The 17,407-nt window shown below is 57.6% G+C and carries 15 protein-coding genes and 1 pseudogene; 7 read left to right on the forward strand and 9 right to left on the reverse strand.

Features of this window, described 5'->3' with window-relative positions; translation table 11 throughout:
* Nucleotides 1-2 precede the first annotated feature (2 nt).
* Genes LB519_RS21095 through LB519_RS21110 form a run of 4 tightly spaced genes read left to right on the forward strand, consistent with a single transcriptional unit; the run spans nucleotide 3 to nucleotide 3,361 of the window.
* Nucleotides 3-1,109: a DegT/DnrJ/EryC1/StrS family aminotransferase gene (locus LB519_RS21095; RefSeq protein WP_224621082.1), complete on the forward strand. Its 1,107-nt coding sequence runs from the start codon at nucleotides 3-5 to the stop codon at nucleotides 1,107-1,109.
* Complete coding sequence (locus LB519_RS21100) at nucleotides 1,106-2,044, forward strand: glycosyltransferase family 2 protein (protein WP_224621083.1); 939 nt, start codon at nucleotides 1,106-1,108, stop codon at nucleotides 2,042-2,044. The genes LB519_RS21095 and LB519_RS21100 overlap by 4 nt, the downstream gene beginning before the upstream one ends.
* Nucleotides 2,041-2,991 (forward strand): WxcM-like domain-containing protein, encoded by a 951-nt coding sequence (locus LB519_RS21105; RefSeq protein WP_224621084.1) that lies wholly within the window; start codon nucleotides 2,041-2,043, stop codon nucleotides 2,989-2,991. The genes LB519_RS21100 and LB519_RS21105 overlap by 4 nt, the downstream gene beginning before the upstream one ends.
* Entirely contained in the window at nucleotides 2,981-3,361 is a 381-nt protein-coding gene (locus LB519_RS21110; RefSeq protein WP_224621085.1) for a GtrA family protein, read from the forward strand. The genes LB519_RS21105 and LB519_RS21110 overlap by 11 nt, the downstream gene beginning before the upstream one ends.
* Nucleotides 3,362-3,449: 88 nt before the next feature.
* Here LB519_RS21110 and LB519_RS21115 read toward each other — a convergent pair whose 3' ends face one another.
* From LB519_RS21115 to LB519_RS21125, 3 genes are all read right to left on the reverse strand, one after another.
* A complete protein-coding gene (locus LB519_RS21115) occupies nucleotides 3,450-4,958 on the reverse strand; it encodes a glucosyltransferase domain-containing protein (RefSeq protein ID WP_224621086.1) in 1,509 nt (502 codons plus the stop codon).
* Nucleotides 4,959-5,015: 57 nt separating this feature from the next.
* On the reverse strand, nucleotides 5,016-6,143 hold the full coding sequence (locus tag LB519_RS21120; RefSeq protein ID WP_224621087.1) for an acyltransferase family protein: 1,128 nt from the start codon (nucleotides 6,141-6,143) through the stop codon (nucleotides 5,016-5,018).
* Nucleotides 6,144-6,452: 309 nt separating this feature from the next.
* The gene (locus LB519_RS21125; RefSeq protein ID WP_224621088.1) at nucleotides 6,453-6,896 is read right to left on the reverse strand and encodes a class I SAM-dependent methyltransferase; all 444 of its coding nucleotides are present in this window, start codon (nucleotides 6,894-6,896) and stop codon (nucleotides 6,453-6,455) included.
* Between the two features lie 90 nt (nucleotides 6,897-6,986).
* On the opposite strand from LB519_RS21125, the gene LB519_RS21130 reads away from it, so the two are divergent.
* The gene (locus tag LB519_RS21130) at nucleotides 6,987-7,220 is read left to right on the forward strand and encodes a hypothetical protein (protein ID WP_224621089.1); all 234 of its coding nucleotides are present in this window, start codon (nucleotides 6,987-6,989) and stop codon (nucleotides 7,218-7,220) included.
* Between the two features lie 38 nt (nucleotides 7,221-7,258).
* On the opposite strand, the gene LB519_RS21135 is transcribed toward LB519_RS21130, so the two are convergent.
* From LB519_RS21135 to rfbA, 6 genes are read right to left on the reverse strand one after another with little or no spacing between them, the layout of a single operon-like run.
* Nucleotides 7,259-8,371, reverse strand: coding sequence for a polysaccharide pyruvyl transferase family protein (locus tag LB519_RS21135; RefSeq protein WP_224621090.1), 1,113 nt, complete (start codon nucleotides 8,369-8,371; stop codon nucleotides 7,259-7,261).
* Between the two features lie 54 nt (nucleotides 8,372-8,425).
* Nucleotides 8,426-13,009, reverse strand: a complete 4,584-nt coding sequence (locus LB519_RS21140) for a glycoside hydrolase family 99-like domain-containing protein (protein WP_224621091.1) — start codon at nucleotides 13,007-13,009, stop codon at nucleotides 8,426-8,428.
* Nucleotides 13,006-13,908 (reverse strand): dTDP-4-dehydrorhamnose reductase, encoded by a 903-nt coding sequence (gene rfbD, locus LB519_RS21145; RefSeq protein WP_224621092.1) that lies wholly within the window; start codon nucleotides 13,906-13,908, stop codon nucleotides 13,006-13,008. The genes LB519_RS21140 and rfbD overlap by 4 nt, the downstream gene beginning before the upstream one ends.
* On the reverse strand, nucleotides 13,905-14,975 hold the full coding sequence (gene rfbB / locus LB519_RS21150; RefSeq protein WP_224621093.1) for a dTDP-glucose 4,6-dehydratase: 1,071 nt from the start codon (nucleotides 14,973-14,975) through the stop codon (nucleotides 13,905-13,907). Before rfbB ends, rfbD begins: the two co-directional genes overlap by 4 nt.
* 22 nt (nucleotides 14,976-14,997) lie before the next feature.
* Nucleotides 14,998-15,552 (reverse strand): dTDP-4-dehydrorhamnose 3,5-epimerase, encoded by a 555-nt coding sequence (rfbC, locus tag LB519_RS21155; protein ID WP_024503666.1) that lies wholly within the window; start codon nucleotides 15,550-15,552, stop codon nucleotides 14,998-15,000.
* Nucleotides 15,553-16,434, reverse strand: a complete 882-nt coding sequence (rfbA, locus tag LB519_RS21160; RefSeq protein WP_013532727.1) for a glucose-1-phosphate thymidylyltransferase RfbA — start codon at nucleotides 16,432-16,434, stop codon at nucleotides 15,553-15,555.
* A gap of 256 nt (nucleotides 16,435-16,690) precedes the next feature.
* Between rfbA and LB519_RS21165 the strand changes: the two genes are divergently transcribed.
* Together LB519_RS21165 and LB519_RS21170 are read left to right on the forward strand one after the other, a co-directional pair.
* Nucleotides 16,691-16,948, forward strand: a complete 258-nt coding sequence (locus LB519_RS21165) for a hypothetical protein (RefSeq protein WP_224621094.1) — start codon at nucleotides 16,691-16,693, stop codon at nucleotides 16,946-16,948.
* Nucleotides 16,927-17,121 (forward strand): annotated as a pseudogene (locus tag LB519_RS21170) (SOS response-associated peptidase); the annotation flags it as partial. The gene LB519_RS21165 and the pseudogene LB519_RS21170, both read left to right, overlap by 22 nt.
* Nucleotides 17,122-17,407 lie beyond the last annotated feature (286 nt).

Here is a 17,407-nt window from a genome sequence, read left to right on the forward strand (position 1 = left end):
CGATGAATGATCTGAAGCGTCTGTATCAGCGCCACCACGTCGAAATCGAGCGTGAGGTGATGAACACGCTACGTTCGGGATGGTGGCTCAATGGCGCGGTCGGCAAAAGATTTGCGGCAAATTTTTCCAGATTCATAGGTGTGTCGGAATGCGTTCTCGTGGCCAATGGGACGGATGCGCTCGAACTTGCATTGGCTGCGGTGACCAAGCGCGACGGCATACGCGGGCGTGAGGTCATCGTTGCGGCGAATGCCGGAGGCTACGCCAGTTGCGCCTGCTGGCACAACGATCTCATTCCGCACTATGTCGATATCGAACCAGCCAGCCAACTCGTGGCCCCTCAATCGGTGCTGAAAGCAGCCAGCGCAAACACCGCTGCGATCGTTGCCACCCACCTCTATGGTGGCGTCGTTGACGTCCGCGCCATCCGCGACGGACTTGAGCAGGCTGGCCTCTCGCACATTCCAATCTTGGAAGATTGTGCGCAGGCGCACGGGGCGAGAATCGGAAGCGACGTTGCAGGCTCGCTGGGGGATATCTCCACGTTCAGCTTTTATCCGACCAAAAACCTCGGAGCCATGGGGGACGGCGGCGCTGTCCTCACCTCCGACACGGCAATCGCCGGGCATGTACGGCAACTGCAGCAATATGGCTGGAGTTCAAAATATCGTGTCGGCGTGCCCAACGGCCGCAACTCTCGCATGGATGAAGTTCAAGCCGCGATACTGGACGTTCTGCTGGGCGATGTGGATAGACGCAACCGGCAGCGGCGTGGCATCCTAGACCAGTACAAGTCGGTTGCCGGGCGTCGATTGCAGTTCCTGGAAGGTGGCGACGGCGCTGTCGCGCACCTCGCAGTGGCGCTTTGCGACGAGCGGGACGCCTTCAGGGCGTTCATGAAAGAGCGCGGCATCGACACCGACATACACTACCCTGTGCTGGATTGCGACCAGGTCGGCTGGGCGGACTTACCGATGATGGGGAGCGAAAATCTCACCGTTTCGAGGGCCAGTGTCAGCCGTCTCTGCTCGGTCCCCTGCTATCCCAACATGAGGGAAGACGAGGTAGAGCGGGTTTGCCTGGCCCTCCGTGAATGGGAGGCAATGTGACCACACGTTCAATCGTTTTCCCGATCTATCGAAATCAGGCAAACATCCCTTCCCTTCTGCGGGCAGTCGCCGATTTCAACTCCAGATATCATGGCGACATCGAGTTCGTCTTCGTCGTCGACGGGTCGCCGGACGAATCCGGCCCGCTGCTGATCAAGGAAATGAAAGGCTCGGGCTATGATTACAAGATCATCTTCCATAGCCGGAACTTTGGTTCGTTCACTGCTATTCGAACCGGGCTCGAACACGCTTCGGGTGACCAGGTCGCTGCGATGGCCGCCGACCTGCAGGAGCCGCCTGAACTGATCGTCGAATTCTTTTCGAAGCTGGAAAAGGACGAGGCTGACGTCGTGTTTGGGCAGCGAACCGGGCGTAGCGATCCGCCCTTGACCAAATTTCTGTCGAGGGCTTTCTGGTCGGCCTACCGCAGGCTCGTCCTGCCCAGCATGCCGAGTGGCGGAGTGGATATCTTCGCCTGCAACCGTCAGGTTCTGGAAGCGATCCTCTCGATCAAGGAGCCGAACAGCTCGCTTGTCATACAACTGTTCTGGGTCGGCTTCAGGCGGGAATTCGTTCCCTATCGGCGGCGCGAACGAGAGCACGGAACAAGCGCCTGGGGCATGGCGCGGCGGTTCCGATACATGATGGACAGCATTTTCTCGTTCTCTGATTTTCCAATAATGCTCACCCTCTGGGTAGGATTTGCCGGCTGTGTGCTAAGTCTTCTATTTGCAGTCGTTACCGTGATTGCACGGCTGCTTGGCAATATCGACCCCGCTGGCTATACGACGCTGGTGCTGCTGATCACGGGCTTCGGTTCGGCCAGTCTTCTAGTCCAGGGGATTCTTGGTTGCTATCTCTGGCGGGCAGTTGAAAACACCAAGTCGCGCCCACTCAGGATCATCAGCCGCGTCGTTGACGGAACAGCCAAATGACCGCCAAGCCATTTTTCGTGCACGAACGGGGTATCTGCGAAAGCTCCGATGTCGGCGACGGAACGCGCATCTGGGCCTTCGCCCACGTGCTGCCTGGTGCCGTGCTCGGCTCGAACTGCAACATCTGCGATCACGTCTTCATCGAGAACGACGTAATCGTCGGCGACGACGTGACCATCAAGAGCGGCGTCCAGCTGTGGGACGGGGTGCGCCTGGGCAATCGTGTGTTTATCGGCCCGAATGCGACCTTCACCAACGATCGCTTCCCACGCTCCAAGGAATATCCCGAGACGTTTCTGCTGACGACGGTCGAGGACGGCGCGTCCATCGGCGCCAATGCCACAATCCTTCCAGGCATAGTCGTCGGCCGCCAGGCGATGGTCGGCGCCGGCGCCGTAGTGACCAAGAGCGTTCCCGCCAATGCCGTTGTGGTCGGAAATCCCGCCGTCATCATCGGCTATCAGACAGGTCCGCAGATCGTGCCCGCGGTCACCCAGAACTCCCCAGGCACAGTTGGCGAGAAAATGTCGCTTGGGGTCGGCGGCAGCGAACTCTGGCGACTGCCGCATTTCAGCGATCTGCGAGGCGAACTCGCCCCGCTCGAATTCGGTGCAAACCTACCGTTCAAGCCGGCACGGTCCTTTCTGGTTTATGGCGTTCCCTCCGACAAGGTCAGGGGTGAGCATGCGCATCGCGAGTGCCATCAATTCCTGATCGCGGCCCACGGCCGCCTGTCCGTCGTCGTCGATGACGGCCATGACAGAAAAGAGGTATCGTTGACCGAACCGTCGATCGGACTTTACATCCCACCCGGGATTTGGGGAATTCAATATAAATTCCAGCCGGACACCGCGTTGCTGGTCATGGCCTCGCACAGCTATGATGCTGGCGATTATATCAGGGACTATGCGAATTTCCTGGATACGGTCAGGCAGGATGGCCGCTGACCGCATCGGCGGAGACGCCGTCCGGTTCCTTGTCGCCGGCGGCCTGAACACCGCCCTGACCAGCCTTGTCTATTTTGCCGGCCTTGTTGTCCTGCCTTCAAGTTTGTCTTACGCGCTCGCCTGGCTGGCGGGACTTGTGTTCGTGATGGTGTTCTATCCCGATCGCGTGTTTCCCGGAGGTCGCACAGGCATCGCCGATCGACTGGCGATCGGAGCGTCGATTGCGGTCGTGTTCGTGCTGGGACTGGCAACTCTTAAAACGCTTGAGAGCGTGTTGCAAAACACCGTAGTTGCCTTCTTCGTCACCCTTGCCATCACGACCATCGTCAACTTCGTGATTTCTCGATGGATACTCCGCAGATCATGCTGACGCGCCAAACCACAATACGACCAGCAATCAATCTCCAAAAAGGCGAGAATTCCCTCACATTTCGTGCCCAATGTCATCCAAGCAAGCACTACAAGCAGACAATCGCAAGTGGGCCGCGAATGATCACTGACCCAGGCGCCGGCCATGGGGCGCGACCCTTACAGTAGGCTTCCGTGTCCGACAGTTCTGGCTGATAGGGTGCCCGCAAGGGAATTCCTGTAAGCTCGGCAATCATCGGAGAGACCGCCCACTGGTATTCCCAATTCGAGTCGTTGAACCCATGTGTCGCGGTCGGGATAGGGACGCCCGCGTCCGACCTCCGGCCTGCGCCAGCTAAGGTTTTCATGTCTGCGAAGTTCGGTTGCTCCTCCAGCCGGGAAACCAGCCGAACCGCCAAGTTGTGATCTCTTACGCCGACCCGCAATTGATCGATCAATATCTGGTTGTCCTGCGCAACAAACGAGAACACGATCACACTAATGACCAAGGTGTAGACCTTCAGCGGAATCAAGTCTCGGACCAGCAGAGCTACAACGATCACGCCGGCCCACACCACGCCCATGTCAGCCAGCACGCGCGACGGCAGCCAGATAATAGTGAAAAACAGAGGGATGCCCAGCATGGCCAGCCCTGCAACAGCCGGAGTGACCAGGATTACAGCGCCCGCGAGGACGGAGTTGCTGAGTTGCGTCGTCGGGCGCCTGAATAGTTCGAAGACGGTAGCGCCAACCATGAGCAAGGGGATGAGGAGTATCGCCTTTGGGACCATCTGATTGCCGTAAATGGTTCCGGTCAGGAAATGTCCGATGAGGAGCTTGACACCCCACGTCCTCAACCGCTCCGGCATTTCGCCTAAAGAAATCGGTATCGAGAACGGATGAGGGGGCAATCCGTGGGTGGCGATTTTCAGGCAAACCACATAGACGGCGAAACCCGCCACGAACGTCACCAGCCTAGCATAAAAGGAACGATCCCACAGGGAGTAGGCGAGTGGCACATCGTCACCGTTGAGCGAGCGCCGAATGACCCTCAAAGCCAGGTCAAAGCAGATGAAGATGGAAAGGTAGTTTAGCGGCACTTGGTAAAACGTCAGGGACAACGCGAATAGCAATGCTGACACCAGCAGCCTACCGGGGCTGAGGTGCGAGACAAGGATCGCTACCGCGGCCAATGCGAAGGCCAGAATGTGGTAGATCGCGATGTTGCGGAAGGTGATGATTTCGGTAGTGTAGGGATGTGCCGCGATAATGACCAGCAGCATCGTCCTTATCGCAGTCGGCAATTCATTGCTCCAAAGCCGAAGAACGGCGTTGGCGGCCCAGACAGACAAGAACACTGAGGCCACGACCGTGATTAACGGTGCCCGCATAGGGTCGTAGCCTATTACGTCGAAGATTTGCGATAGCCAGTAGGTTCCGAATCGACCCTCATCAAGCAATCTTGGCGCGACCCACTGGAAGCCCTGAACAAAAACCCGATAGTCATCTACCGAATATGTAAAGGCAAAAGCCGCCTGCGCACGAGCCAAGGCTACCAATGCTAGGGCGATTAGAAATGATTGCCGCTCGTCACTCTTGACCAGAAGTTCAGAAAACATTGTGCTGGGACCCAAAGCTATCATGCGTCGAGCGTCTAAGGGCGTCGCATGATTTGGTCAACCGCCCGCCAGAGATCGCCTGGAAAAGCGTTTCGCGAGGCCCATGCCGGGCCGCTCGATGTATCGATAGCTCACCAGCGCCAACGGAATCAGTACCGCAAGAGTGCAGATGGTCGAGACGAAGAACGGGACGGATGCGCCGCTGAACGCTGAATAGATCGCGCGATATAGGCCGCACCTCTCCAAGCCGACCAGAACGACAGGGTGCCAGAGATAGAGGCTGAAGCTGGCGTTCCCGAGGGTCTTTGCAACTGGGTTCACGAACCATGTTGTCGGATAAAGCGAAATGCCGACTACGGCTCCAGCGAAAGCCATCGCCCACGCTACGCGCCCGCCTAAACCAGGGAGATAAGCAGGGAATACGATCAGGCCGACAATCACCAACAGGCTGGCACAGAACAGCGTTTGACCGATTAGAGGCGAGGTTTGACGTAGCTTAAGCCAAACGTGATATCCGGCTATGCCGGCTGCAAAATTCACCATGTGGCCAACCAGCGAATATCCACCAAATGCCGCTATTGGTCCGGTTGTCCCTTGGAACGCAGCATCCCAACTAACTGTGACGAACACGACCACGGCTAGGAAGATCAGTGAGCGCGTGAGATCGGTGACTGCAAAAATCAGCAATGGCAGAATGGCATAGAAGGCCATTTCGATGCCGATCGTCCACGAGGCCATGACGTAGCCGGTCACATACTGAGGCGTCAGATTGAAGATGAACAGTGCAGAGCTGACGACGTACCCGAGAGCAAACGGCGAGGTGGGAAACTGCGCGGCGCCAAACATCCAGTAGAGTGGGAAATAGAACGCCATCATGAAATAAAACAGCGGCGCAATCCGAAGGAAGCGGCGCAAGTAGTATTCCCGCAAATCATCCCGCGAGCCAATCTTGCCGCTATAACCGACACACAATCCGAAAGCGCTGACGATAAAGAACAGCGGCACGCCATAGCCAAAGTGCGATCGGACGAACCCTAGATAATCGGGAATCTCCAGCTTCGTCAGCCAGACCATGTGAAAGAGTACAATCGATAGCGCCGCGTAGCAGCGCATTGCAAGAAGGCCTGGCAGATCAATCCGCGCGGTCTTGTTTTCGGTTAACACAGGGCGTATCTCGATATTCATTCCGTCTCGCTTATAATCTCAAACCAACTCGTCCTACTGCCTGTCTGGATTACCCGCAACCATTCGCTTTCTTCGGCTCCGACCTAAGCTTTCACCGGTCCCCATACACTCGCTGCCTCAACCGCCGCCGGCTTATTACCTCGGCACGTTCACGGCCTTTCGCAAGTCGCTAGGGTAAACGGGCCGCCGAAGATCGTTGGCAAGAGGTAGGGTGTCCGAGGCCCTCCAATCAGGGCTGCCCTCCCCGACCGAGTGCGAGAGCTACTTCAAAGCCCGTAGAATATGATGCCGACTAAGCAGAAAAATGCTCTAGCGGGCTTGCTTCCGCGCCAAATATACTTCTGTGAATTCGCCTATTATGCCGTGCCAGTGATCGTGAAAACGGCACACCTCGACGTCCATTCCTGACCACCGGTGGATCAGTTCCGGAAGGTCATAGCCATAGTGAAATGTTACCAGCGAACCAGCATCGCTCACCGGATTCCCATGATATTCCGGCTCGCCGGTGTGCTGGATCGTTCCGTCCGGCCTGTAGAGCGCACGGCGCTCACTGTCGATCTCGCCCTTATAGGTCGGAACGGTGAAGAGATAAGCGCCGCCTGGTTTCAGCGTGCGGGCAACCTCCTTTGTCACCCGCTCCGGCATATTCACATGTTCCATGACATCAAGTGTAATGACGACATCGAAAGTCGCATCGCCAAAGGTCTGCGCTTCTAGGTTCTCGTTTCGAAAGCCCCTGACGGACGAGCCCAAAGGCTCTCCCGGAAAGTACTGCGATTCAACATATCCGGCACATTCCCGCTTCAACTTCGGAGAGATCCCGCGCGGGGTGGGAGACGATTCATGAATAACAAGGTTGCGCCAACGGGGGATATGTCGCGTGAGCGTAAGAGCCAAAGCGCGCTCGCGCGGGATCGATCCACATCTGGAGCAGAGCAGATGATCACGATACCAATCATAGTTGGCGGAAAATTCGACATTGGCTTCACAGATTGGGCAGCAACCTGCCCGGCGGTAAACTGGATGAGAATCAGAATTCATGGAGCACCATCAGGATTTTCAAAAATGAAGCCGTAAACAGCATGCTGCTTCGGTACGAGCTCAGCTCCACGGTGCTACTCTAGCCGGTGGGCAATCCCATTCTCCGAAAGGAATTGGGCAAAACGATCATATAGAACAGTGTACTTGCGCTGAAACTCATCATAGTTACCAGCCTGCACAAGCTCGTGGACGTCCAATTGTCCCACTTTATCGACCGGGATGTGCGGGATGCTCATAAGTTCCGCCATTTCCGTCGTCCTCGAATCGTGGGAAATTATGGTTGCAGGAACACCGTTGGTTAATGCGATCAGGTTTCCATGGAAGCGCGTCCCTATCGAATAGTCAAACTTCGAGATGTACGCATCCCACTCCGCCAAATCAAAGAACATTTTAGCGTTCTCTTTGACGTGCTTTACATAGAGCGACGGATCCATGTCCATGTTCATCTGCCTGAGCACTGCCTCAGCGACCTCAAAATCATCTTCTCGCCCATCTCTGGAAAGTAGTATTTTCATTTCCGGTTCTTCGTTCTGAAGAACATATGGATATCGTTTGTGAGCGGATAATTTCAAAAGATCAGCCTCAACACGCCGGGCAGCTTCGGGATTGCCCGAATGCAGAAATACGTTGCGTGATCCGTTCACTGCAACTCTCAGCTCGGCGTCTCTTCCTGGCCTCTTTATCTTCAAGTCCGAACGCAATTTGCGAAACAAACTTGGGCATCCAACCTCTCTGACGTTCTTTATCCCAAAATCATTCATGACTTCAGCCGTAAAATGGCCACGCACGCCCACCGTCTTGCTGCGTTCGGATATAATCCGGAGGAAGCGTTTACTGCCCTCGGGAATCTCTGTGACTTTGGCACCAATGATGGACGCTTGCGCACCAAGGCCGGCGACCAGGCATGGCAGCTTGGTCGGCTCGATGAAGTCAGCCAAGTAGGACAAATCAAAATTTTTGAAAATGAAATTTGCTGCGGCGATAGCAATGATGTCGAAACGTTCGTTTGCTTCTTGCGGGGAATAGCCCAATCCCTGACCGAACTCTTCAAAGCGAAGTTCCTCGAACAGGGACTGCCCTATCAGAAGGTTTCCAGTGTTATATCCAATGATTTCGAATTTCTTTTCAAAAGCAATCTGCGGATCAGGATGCGGAGCTATTGGCGCCCCCAGAAAAAGAACTCTCACTAAAATCTCCTCGACGCTCTGTAGACATCTAATTCTCCACAGTCACCAGCGTCGTCATTCTTGAATTGGGATACCAAATCGTTCACTGAGTTCACGACCGTAGATGCTCGCCCGTTCGAGGGCGGCAGGTCCAAGATCGTGGCTGCGGATTGTATGGGCCTGTACCTGCCTGATCTCCTGTAGATGCCTGAGATCGAAATTTCCTATGGTTACGCTCGACTGATGCCGGCGGTGTGAATTGAGCGAACGCGGGGAAAAAGCGATCGAACCATTTTCGAGCAGACGCAAATAAGTCACCCAATCCCCGGCGTTGCGCAACGACATGATCTCTTCGCTGTGTTTGGTCAGCGCATTCCTGAGCGCCTCCCTTCGAAACAAGACGCCGCTGACGTTCGGAATGGTGTTCTTGAGGTAAAGTGCCTCGGCGATTTCCTGGCGGCCTTCCACGACGTAGGGTTTTGTCCAGCGAGACCGGTCGATGTCGGACACATAGTCGAGATAGTGTTCGGACAAGATGCGGCCGGCGCCGTCCATCTGGCGCGACTGGCAATAGCTCATCACCACCTCCTCGCGCTCGAAGGCAGGCAGAAGCTCGGCGATAAAATCGGGATCGGCGAGGTCGTCGGCTTCGGCGATCCAGACATAATCGCCGCGCGCCATTTCGACTCCCCGCATCCATTGGCGGAATACCGAGCCTGAATTCTGCGCGTTGGCGACCAGCCGGTATGGAATGTCGCAACCGGCCAGAAATTTCTCGATGACTTCGACACTCTCATCGGTCGAGGCATCGTCAAGCACGATCAACTCGTAGGGCTTTGTCGTCTGATCGACGATGGAACCTAGACGTGCGTCCAGGTATCGGGCGTAGTTGTAATTCGGCACGATGACCGACACCCGCGGCAACGGCTTTTCGGCGTAAATCAGCAGGTCATGCAGGTAGTGGCTGAAGCTGAACTCCTGGCGGACGATATCGCGGCCAACGCTGGCGAGACGCCGGGCTTCGCCCGCATTGTCGAGCAGATTGGTGATAGCCTTGGCCATCTCATCGGTGTCGAATGAGGGGACAAGGATACCGCAATCCCGCTTCAACAAATCCTGGAAGCCGCCAGCGCCTTCGAAGGCAACGACCGGCACTGTGGCATCCAGCGCCTCGAGCACTACCGAGGGGAACGGATCCTCACGCGAGGTCAAGGCATAGATATCCGCGGCGAAATAGTATTCCTGCGGATTTTCCACCAATCCGACAAAGACGAAGCGGCCCTCCAGTCCCGCTTCCTTCACCCGTCGCATTTGCTTGGCGTGAAAGACGGTGTCGACATGGCCGACCCAGACAGCAACCGCATCCGGCCTGGATGCCATAACCTTGAGGCACGCATCGACGAAAAGATCGAGGCCCTTGCGATGGTCGGCATAGCCCGCGCATAGGATGATGCTTGCATTTGTCGAAAGCCCTAATCTTGCGCGGACCTCCTCGCGGACCTGCTGGCGATCATCGCCGTGGTAGGGCGTACGCAGATAGAGTCCTTGCGGCCTGATTACAGACTGGCTGACCGGCTGGCCAACAAACTCTTCAAATCCGGCTTTGACGATCTCGGCTGGGAAAACGACCGTGTCAGCGCTCTCGACAATGGCTGCGGCTGCGTCAGCAAGACCGTAGGACGCCAATATTCCGGGCAGTTCGTGGACGAGGCAAACACTGCGGAACCCCGCCTGCTTCAGCAGCGGGACGAGCTTTCCGGATACGGTGGTATTCACGACGGCGACCTCGGCACCGTTGTTTCTAATGGTGGCCAGGCGTTTCAACACATCGGCATCGCCTTGTTCAGGCAAGTCGATCCTGTGCACGGTCGCGGCGTGGGCGAAACGGCCGAGCAGCGGCCCGTCGCCCAGCACGATGAGATCGGGCTCAAAACCGAGCTGCTTGAATCCCTTGGCCAGATTGAGAGCCAGCAATTGCGCCCCATGCGGGTGGGCGTCGTGAGAAACGATTGCAATCCTGGCCTTGGACTTCCCCTTCGCCGCCTCCAAAGCATCACGAGTCGCTTGCAGATAGGCGTGGCCGTTGACGCTATCGGGCTCCAGGTGAGCGCCTTCCGCCCACTCATTCCAGGCATTGACGAAAATCAGCCGCTCGGATGGCTCGCTAATATGGGCCAAGGTGTCCCCAATGGCATTATCCAGCCATCTGCGATACAGCGCGGGGGTGTTGTTGATGAACACCGTGCCCCCGCGCTTGCGGCGTGCAGTATTGTCCCAGCCCGGGCAAACCGAACGGAAGAGTTTGTATTTGCGGGATGAATAGGTTTCGCTGCGTTGCGGGAATACCGACCAGTCATAGACGGTCGTGGCAAAATCCTCATGCAGCGGCGTCACTGTATGCGTGACATTTGGCGGCGCGGAATTGTTTGGCGGAAATTCCACGGCGGCATCGAACCCGTAACGATGGGGTGGCACAGATTCGAAGGACTGGGTGTAGGCCAGGAAAATCTCGCCGATGCCGTTCTCCCGGCACCAAGTCCGCCAGCGCCGCGCTGTTTCAGCCGCCGCCGGGAGCAGGCTTGGCCGATAGACGAGCAACAGCGGCTTGCCATCGATGCGGATGTAGCGAGGGTCACGAAGATAGGGCGCGACCTCGGCGATGAACGCGAGATCATCCTGAGGGGAGTGATCCTGAGCGATCAGGATCTCCTGGTCCATTCCGTCCCAGCGGCGCGACCAATTCTCGTTGGCCCAGCAGACGCAGAATGGCATGTCGAGGCTCTTATCCTCGAGCCAGCTTTCGAGCGGCTTTTCCAGGAGCCTCTTGCCGCCGAACCAATAAAAATAGAAGCAGAAGCCTTCCACGCCATAGAGCCTAGCCAGTTCGATCTGGCGATGCTGCACGACGGTATCGCGCAAGTCGTAGTAGCCGAGCGTATCCGGCACGTGCGGCTGGTGGTGACCGATAAATTGCGGCTCAGCGGGCCGGACATTGGACCATTCGGTGAAGCCCTGTCCCCACCATTCATCGTTTTCGGGGATCGGGTGGAATTGCGGCAGATAGAACGCGATGACGCGCACCGGCTTCTGGAGCAGTGGCGGCGCATCGAGAAGCGGCACATAGACTGGTTCGGGCGAGAAGATCGGGCCGGAACTGACCAGCGCCCCGCGCAAGACCATCTCGTTGCTGCCCATAGGCGCTTGGGGCGCCTCCATGCTTCTCCAGGCGCGGTAGGCATTCGTAACGCCAAACAGCGAAGGAAAGGTCGAAAACGCCGCTCTCTTCAATTTTCGCTTGAAGTCGATGGAGAGCGGCAGATTGTGCCAACAAGCGTAGGCACCGCGAATCGCCAAGCGGCGGACCCTTATGCGAACATCGCCGATAGCGCGGACCCAGCTCCCAATCCCGCGTAGAGGCTTGGTCACTCGCCAGGACGTGCTGGCATAAACGGCATCGAGAACCTCGTGCAACCGGGTTTCCTCGGATCGCGCATCGTCGCGATCCGCAAGCAGCGAACTTGTCGCCTTGTACGCCATCGACAAATTTTGTTGCAAGAGTTCGACCTCTTTGTCTCTCGCAATGATCTGTGTCCGTCCTAGCGCAATCTCTTCGTCTCTCGCGCTGACTTGTGCCCTTGTGCTTGAGATCTCGTCTTTGTGGGTCCGGATTTGCTCGCGCATTTCAGCCATCTCGCTGGAGAGAGCCTCGATGCGTGCCCCGTGACGGCCCACCAACTTCCTGTTGGTTCCGATCTCCTCCTCCATGGTTGTTGACTTCAACGACCATGGGTTTCCGGTTTGATCGATCGCCTTGCTCTTCGTGTCGTCGAGAGGAACCACGCTCCCGTCGGCGAGCGCCACCCGGCCGTGCACGTTGCGCGCGCCCAGGACGTTTTCCGGAACAGGCAGCTTCATTACAATGCAAAGCGAGTTCAAGAACTCGACGGAATGAACCGACGCGAGAGAAGCCTCATCGAATGTGACTTTGTGCTTGTCGGCGAAAGTGGCCAAGGCATCGACCCGACGGCGATCCAGTCCCCAATGCTCATGGTTGACCACATCAAGCAGGCGCTTGAAAAACGACATTGAGGAAAGCGGATCGTACAGACCGCCCTCGAACTCCTGCCAATAACTGCAATGCAGATCTTCAGCGATGTACATGCCCCCTTCGGAAAGGTGGGGAAAATATCGCGCGAACGAGCGTATTATATCCGAAGACAGGTGGGATCCGTCATCAATGATAATATCGAATTTTTTCGACATCGAGATGATGTCGCGCTCTGTTTCATCGGTATTGGCGTCACCTATGGCGACCTTTATTTTCCGGCTGCCAAAAACGAGATTTCCGCAAGCCAGATTGACATCACAGCCAACGATTATTTCAGCATTGGGGAAGTATTTCTGCCATATCTCCAGTGATCCCCCGTTCTGAACTCCGATTTCCAGGATTCGAACCGGCCTGTCTCGATACTCCGAAAAAATATGGTCGTAGGTGCTGAGATAGATCGACCATTTATCCGACACTTTGCCGCGATGCGCGTCGTACAGGTCACGAAGTGAAAGGGCCTGCTTTGCAGGCCTTGCCGTTTTCGCTTTGGCGCGTGCCTTGCCAGCGGGCATCCCATCGCGCACGGTCTCGGGTGACGAGTGCTTGTTCATGCGGTCAATGCCTGTTTCGTCTCACCGGCTAGAAGCCGGCGCACCACCGCCTCCGTCGACTGCCGCCAGTCCGGTGCATTCCAGCCGAATGCCTCTGTGAATTTCGTGCTCGATAGCCGGGAATTGGCGGGGCGGGGCGCCTTGGTCGGATAGTCCATCGTAGCAATGTCCCGTACCCGCGCCCAGGGACCACCCAACACGCGGCTTGTGTCGAGGATATGGCGGGCAAAGCCGCTCCAGTTGGCCTCGCCGGTTCCGGCCAGATGATAGATGCCGGATGTGGCGGCGCCCTCGTGCAGCCGTGCCGCCGCATGCAGGATCGCGTCGGCGATATCAAGTGCCGATGTTGGATTTCCCCATTGATCGGCCACCACCGCGATCTCGTCACGGTCGGCGGCCAGCCGCAGCATGGTTTTCACGAAATTCTTGCCGAACGGGCTGTAGACCCATGCCGTGCGCAGGATCAGATGGCGCGGATTGGCTGATGCAACCGCCTGCTCGCCGGCAAGCTTGGAGGCGCCATAGACGCTGCGCGGTGCGGTGGCGTCGGTCTCGACATAGGCGCCAGGGGCGGTGCCGTCGAAGACATAGTCGGTCGATAGATGGATGACGGCAACGCCAAGCAGCGCCGCCGCTTGCGCCACCTTGCCGGCGCCGACGGCGTTCACCGGGAATGCCAGATCGGGCTCGTCCTCGGCCTGATCCACCGCCGTGTAGGCGGCAGCCGACACGACGATATCCGGCTTCGCGGCCGCGATGGCTTCGATCACAGTGTCGGGTCTTGCGAGGTCGAGCTGCGGACGGCCAATGGCGATGACCTCAACGCCGTCGGCCGCCTGGCCGGCCTCCGCAAGGCTCGCCGCGACCTGCCCGTCGCGTCCGGTGACAACCAGCCTCACGCCGCCCCCTTGCGTGCTTCGCCCAGCCGTTCACCGGCATAGCGCTGCTCGCGGATCGGTCCCCACCACCATTTGTTGTCGAGAAACCAATCGACGGTCTTGGCGAGGCCGCTGTCGAAATTCTCATTGGGCGCCCAGCCCAGGTCCCGGCCTATCTTCGAGGCGTCGATGGCATAGCGGCGATCGTGACCGGGGCGGTCGGTGACGAAGGAAATCAGGTCGCGATAACTCTTGCCCCCTGCCCGTGGCCGCCTGCTGTCGAGCAGATCGCAGATCGTCTCGACGACGCCAAGGTTCGTCCGCTCGGAATTGCCGCCGACATTGTAGCTTTCGCCCGACAGTCCCCTGGTCGCGACAAGTTCCAGCGCGCGCGCGTGATCCTCGACGAACAGCCAGTCGCGCACGTTGGCGCCGGCGCCATAGACCGGCAGCGGCTTTTCATCGAGCGCATTGAGGATGACCAGCGGGATCAGCTTTTCGGGAAAGTGATAGGGTCCGTAATTGTTAGAACAATTGGAAAGCACGACCGGCAGGCCATAGGTTTCGTGCCAGGCCCGCACCAGATGGTCCGAAGCCGCTTTCGAGGCGGAATAGGGCGAGGATGGCGCGTAGGGCGTTTCCTCGACGAACATGCCGCCATCGAAGGGAAGATCGCCAAACACCTCATCGGTCGAGATATGATGGAAGCGGAAATGGCTCTTCCTGTCCTCGGGCAGGCCGCGCCAGTACTCCAGCGCGGCGTTGAGCATCTTGTAGGTGCCGACGATGTTGGTCTCGATAAAGGTGCCCGGCCCGTCGATCGAGCGGTCGACATGGCTCTCGGCGGCAAGGTTCATGACGATGTCGATATCGTCGCGCTGGAGGATGTCGAGCACGGCCCTTTCGTCGCAGATATCGGCCTGCGCGAAGCGATAATTGTGTGCGTTCTCGATCGGCCGCAGCGAGGCCAGGTTTCCCGCATAGGTCAGCTTGTCGAGATTGGTCACCCGATAGGCCGGGTTGGCGCATAGATGCCGGCATACCGCCGAACCGATAAAGCCAGCACCGCCCGTCACCAGAAAATTCATGCCGCTGTCCTCAAATAACCCATCAGGCGAACACCTCGGCGGCAGCCAGCAGCGGCGCCTTGAGGTCCTTGTCCGAGAGCTGGAACCCGCCAGTCAATGACGGCCATTCGATGCCGATGGCGGGATCGTCGAAACGGATCGACCGGTCATGCGCCTGCGAATAGGTATCGGTCACCTTATACAGGACCTCGGTGTCGGGCACGAGCGTCACGAAGCCGTGCGCGAAGCCTTTCGGCACCAGAATCTGGTTGCCCTTTTCGGCCGACACTTCGAGAGCGACCCATTTTCCGAAGGTTTTCGAACCGCGGCGAATGTCGACCGCAACGTCGAGAATGCTGCCCCGGATGACGCGCAGCAGCTTGTCCTGGGCGCGCGGCGCAAGCTGATAGTGAAGCCCTCGCAAGACGCCCGCCGCGGCGGAATAGGAATGATTGTCCTGCACGAAAGCCAAGTCTATGCCGGCCTGCGAAAAGCGCTCGGCATTGTAGGTTTCGACGAAGAAGCCGCGCGCGTCGCCATGTCGCTTCGGAACGATTTCCAGAACGCCATCGATGCCAAGGGGCCTGACTTCCAGCACCTAGGCCTCCGACAGGTCGACGACACGCCGGCGCAGATAGGCGGCATATTCGTTCTTGCCCAAATGGTCGGCGCGACGCAGAACCTGGTCCACAGTCAGCCAACCCTGTTCAAAGGCGATCTCTTCGGGACAGGCGACCTTGATGCCCTGGCGGTGCTCGATGGTGCGCACGAAGGACGAGGCCTCATGCAGGCTGTCATGGGTGCCGGTGTCGAGCCAGGCATAGCCGCGCCCCAACCGATGCACATGCAACTGGCCGCGCTCGAGGTAGACGTTGTTGACCGCCGTGATCTCGAGCTCACCGCGCGCCGAGGGACGGATGGCAGGGGCAATGTCGACGACGTCGTTGTCGTAGAAGTAGAGACCGGTGACCGCCCAGTTGGATTTCGGCACCTGCGGCTTTTCCTCGATCGTCAGCGCCGTTCCCGTGGCCTTGTCGAAGGAAACCACGCCATAACGCTGGGGATCCTCGACATGATAGGCGAACACCGAAGCGCCCTTTTCGCGCGAGGCAGCGTCGCGGCAAAGCTGCGACAGCCCATCGCCGAAATAGATGTTGTCGCCGAGAATCATCGACACGTTGTCCTTGCCGATAAAATTGCGGCCGATGATGAAGGCTTCCGCCAGCCCGTTGGGCTGCGGCTGCTCGGCATAGGACAGGTCGAGCCCGAACTCCGATCCATCGCCAAGCAGATCGCGAAAAACCGGCAGGTCACGCGGCGTCGAAATGATCAGAATCTCTCGGATACCCGCGAGCATCAGAACGCTCAGCGGATAATAGATCATCGGCTTGTCGTATATCGGCAGAATTTGCTTAGAGACTGCTAATGTTAGTGGATAAAGACGCGTTCCACTGCCTCCAGCAAGGATAATTCCTTTCAAGAAGCTCTCCTTGACATGCCTGAACCCCCCGGTCCTAGCCGCCCGTGCTTAGGTTCCATGCACTGGCTTGTCAATCTCGGCGTTCGTCAAATGACTGGGTCACGATCCGGCGCCAATCCATGGCCAATTCAGGCGACGCATTGCTATCGTCTTGCCAAAGCCGGCCTGACGGGAACAAGCAGATTGTCATCATGGGCGGCGGTCGACTCGCCTCTTCAAGCCCTACGTCAATCACGCCCACAATGATTATCTGGAATTGGCACTTGAAGGTGGCGTTCCTGTTGTCTTTCTGGTCGCAGCTTACGCGATATTGCTTTTTGCGTTTTCCGTTACGGCACGGCGAGATCCGCTGCAGAAAATGGCGTTTCTCTCAGTATCGTTTCTGCTCGTTCATTCCCTGGTCGATTATCCCTTGCGAACGGCGGCACTGGCAATGACCTTCGCCTATATGAGTGGCGTTATCTTTCACAAGGGACTTGCTGAGCGGCTGAGCATGAAAAAGCTATGCCGGTGATCCTGAGGACGCAAGAGGAAACAGAGACTTGGCTGACAGCGCCATGGTCGGAAGCGAAGCGGCTACAACGCACGGCGCCGGATGATGCTCTTGTGATTGTCGAGAAGCCTGCCACACAGATCAAGTTTCCCGAGCAGGCACCAGTACCGCCAAGCCAAGGCTCGTTGTTCTAGATGGCTGGCCTTCGGATACTCTCGGACGTTTCACCGGGCCTTGCGATTGCCGTCTTTCTTACAATCTTGGTCGTGATGTTTTTTCGTCGTAAGCGGCGCTAAGCAAATCGGCGGCACGTGATTGAAATGTTGGGCTGTTAGCGCCAGTTATTCATCCCTCCAGATCACGCGTCGTACCATGCGGATTTCAACAAGTCGCTTCACGCGTATCTTCATGCCCTCCGATGCGCTTGGCAGCAGAATGTCCACATCAAGCTCGCGGCGTTTGCAGCGCTCGCAGCGCATG

The organism is Mesorhizobium sp. AD1-1, assembly GCF_020164655.1.
In the GTDB taxonomy this organism is placed as follows: domain Bacteria; phylum Pseudomonadota; class Alphaproteobacteria; order Rhizobiales; family Rhizobiaceae; genus Mesorhizobium; species Mesorhizobium ciceri.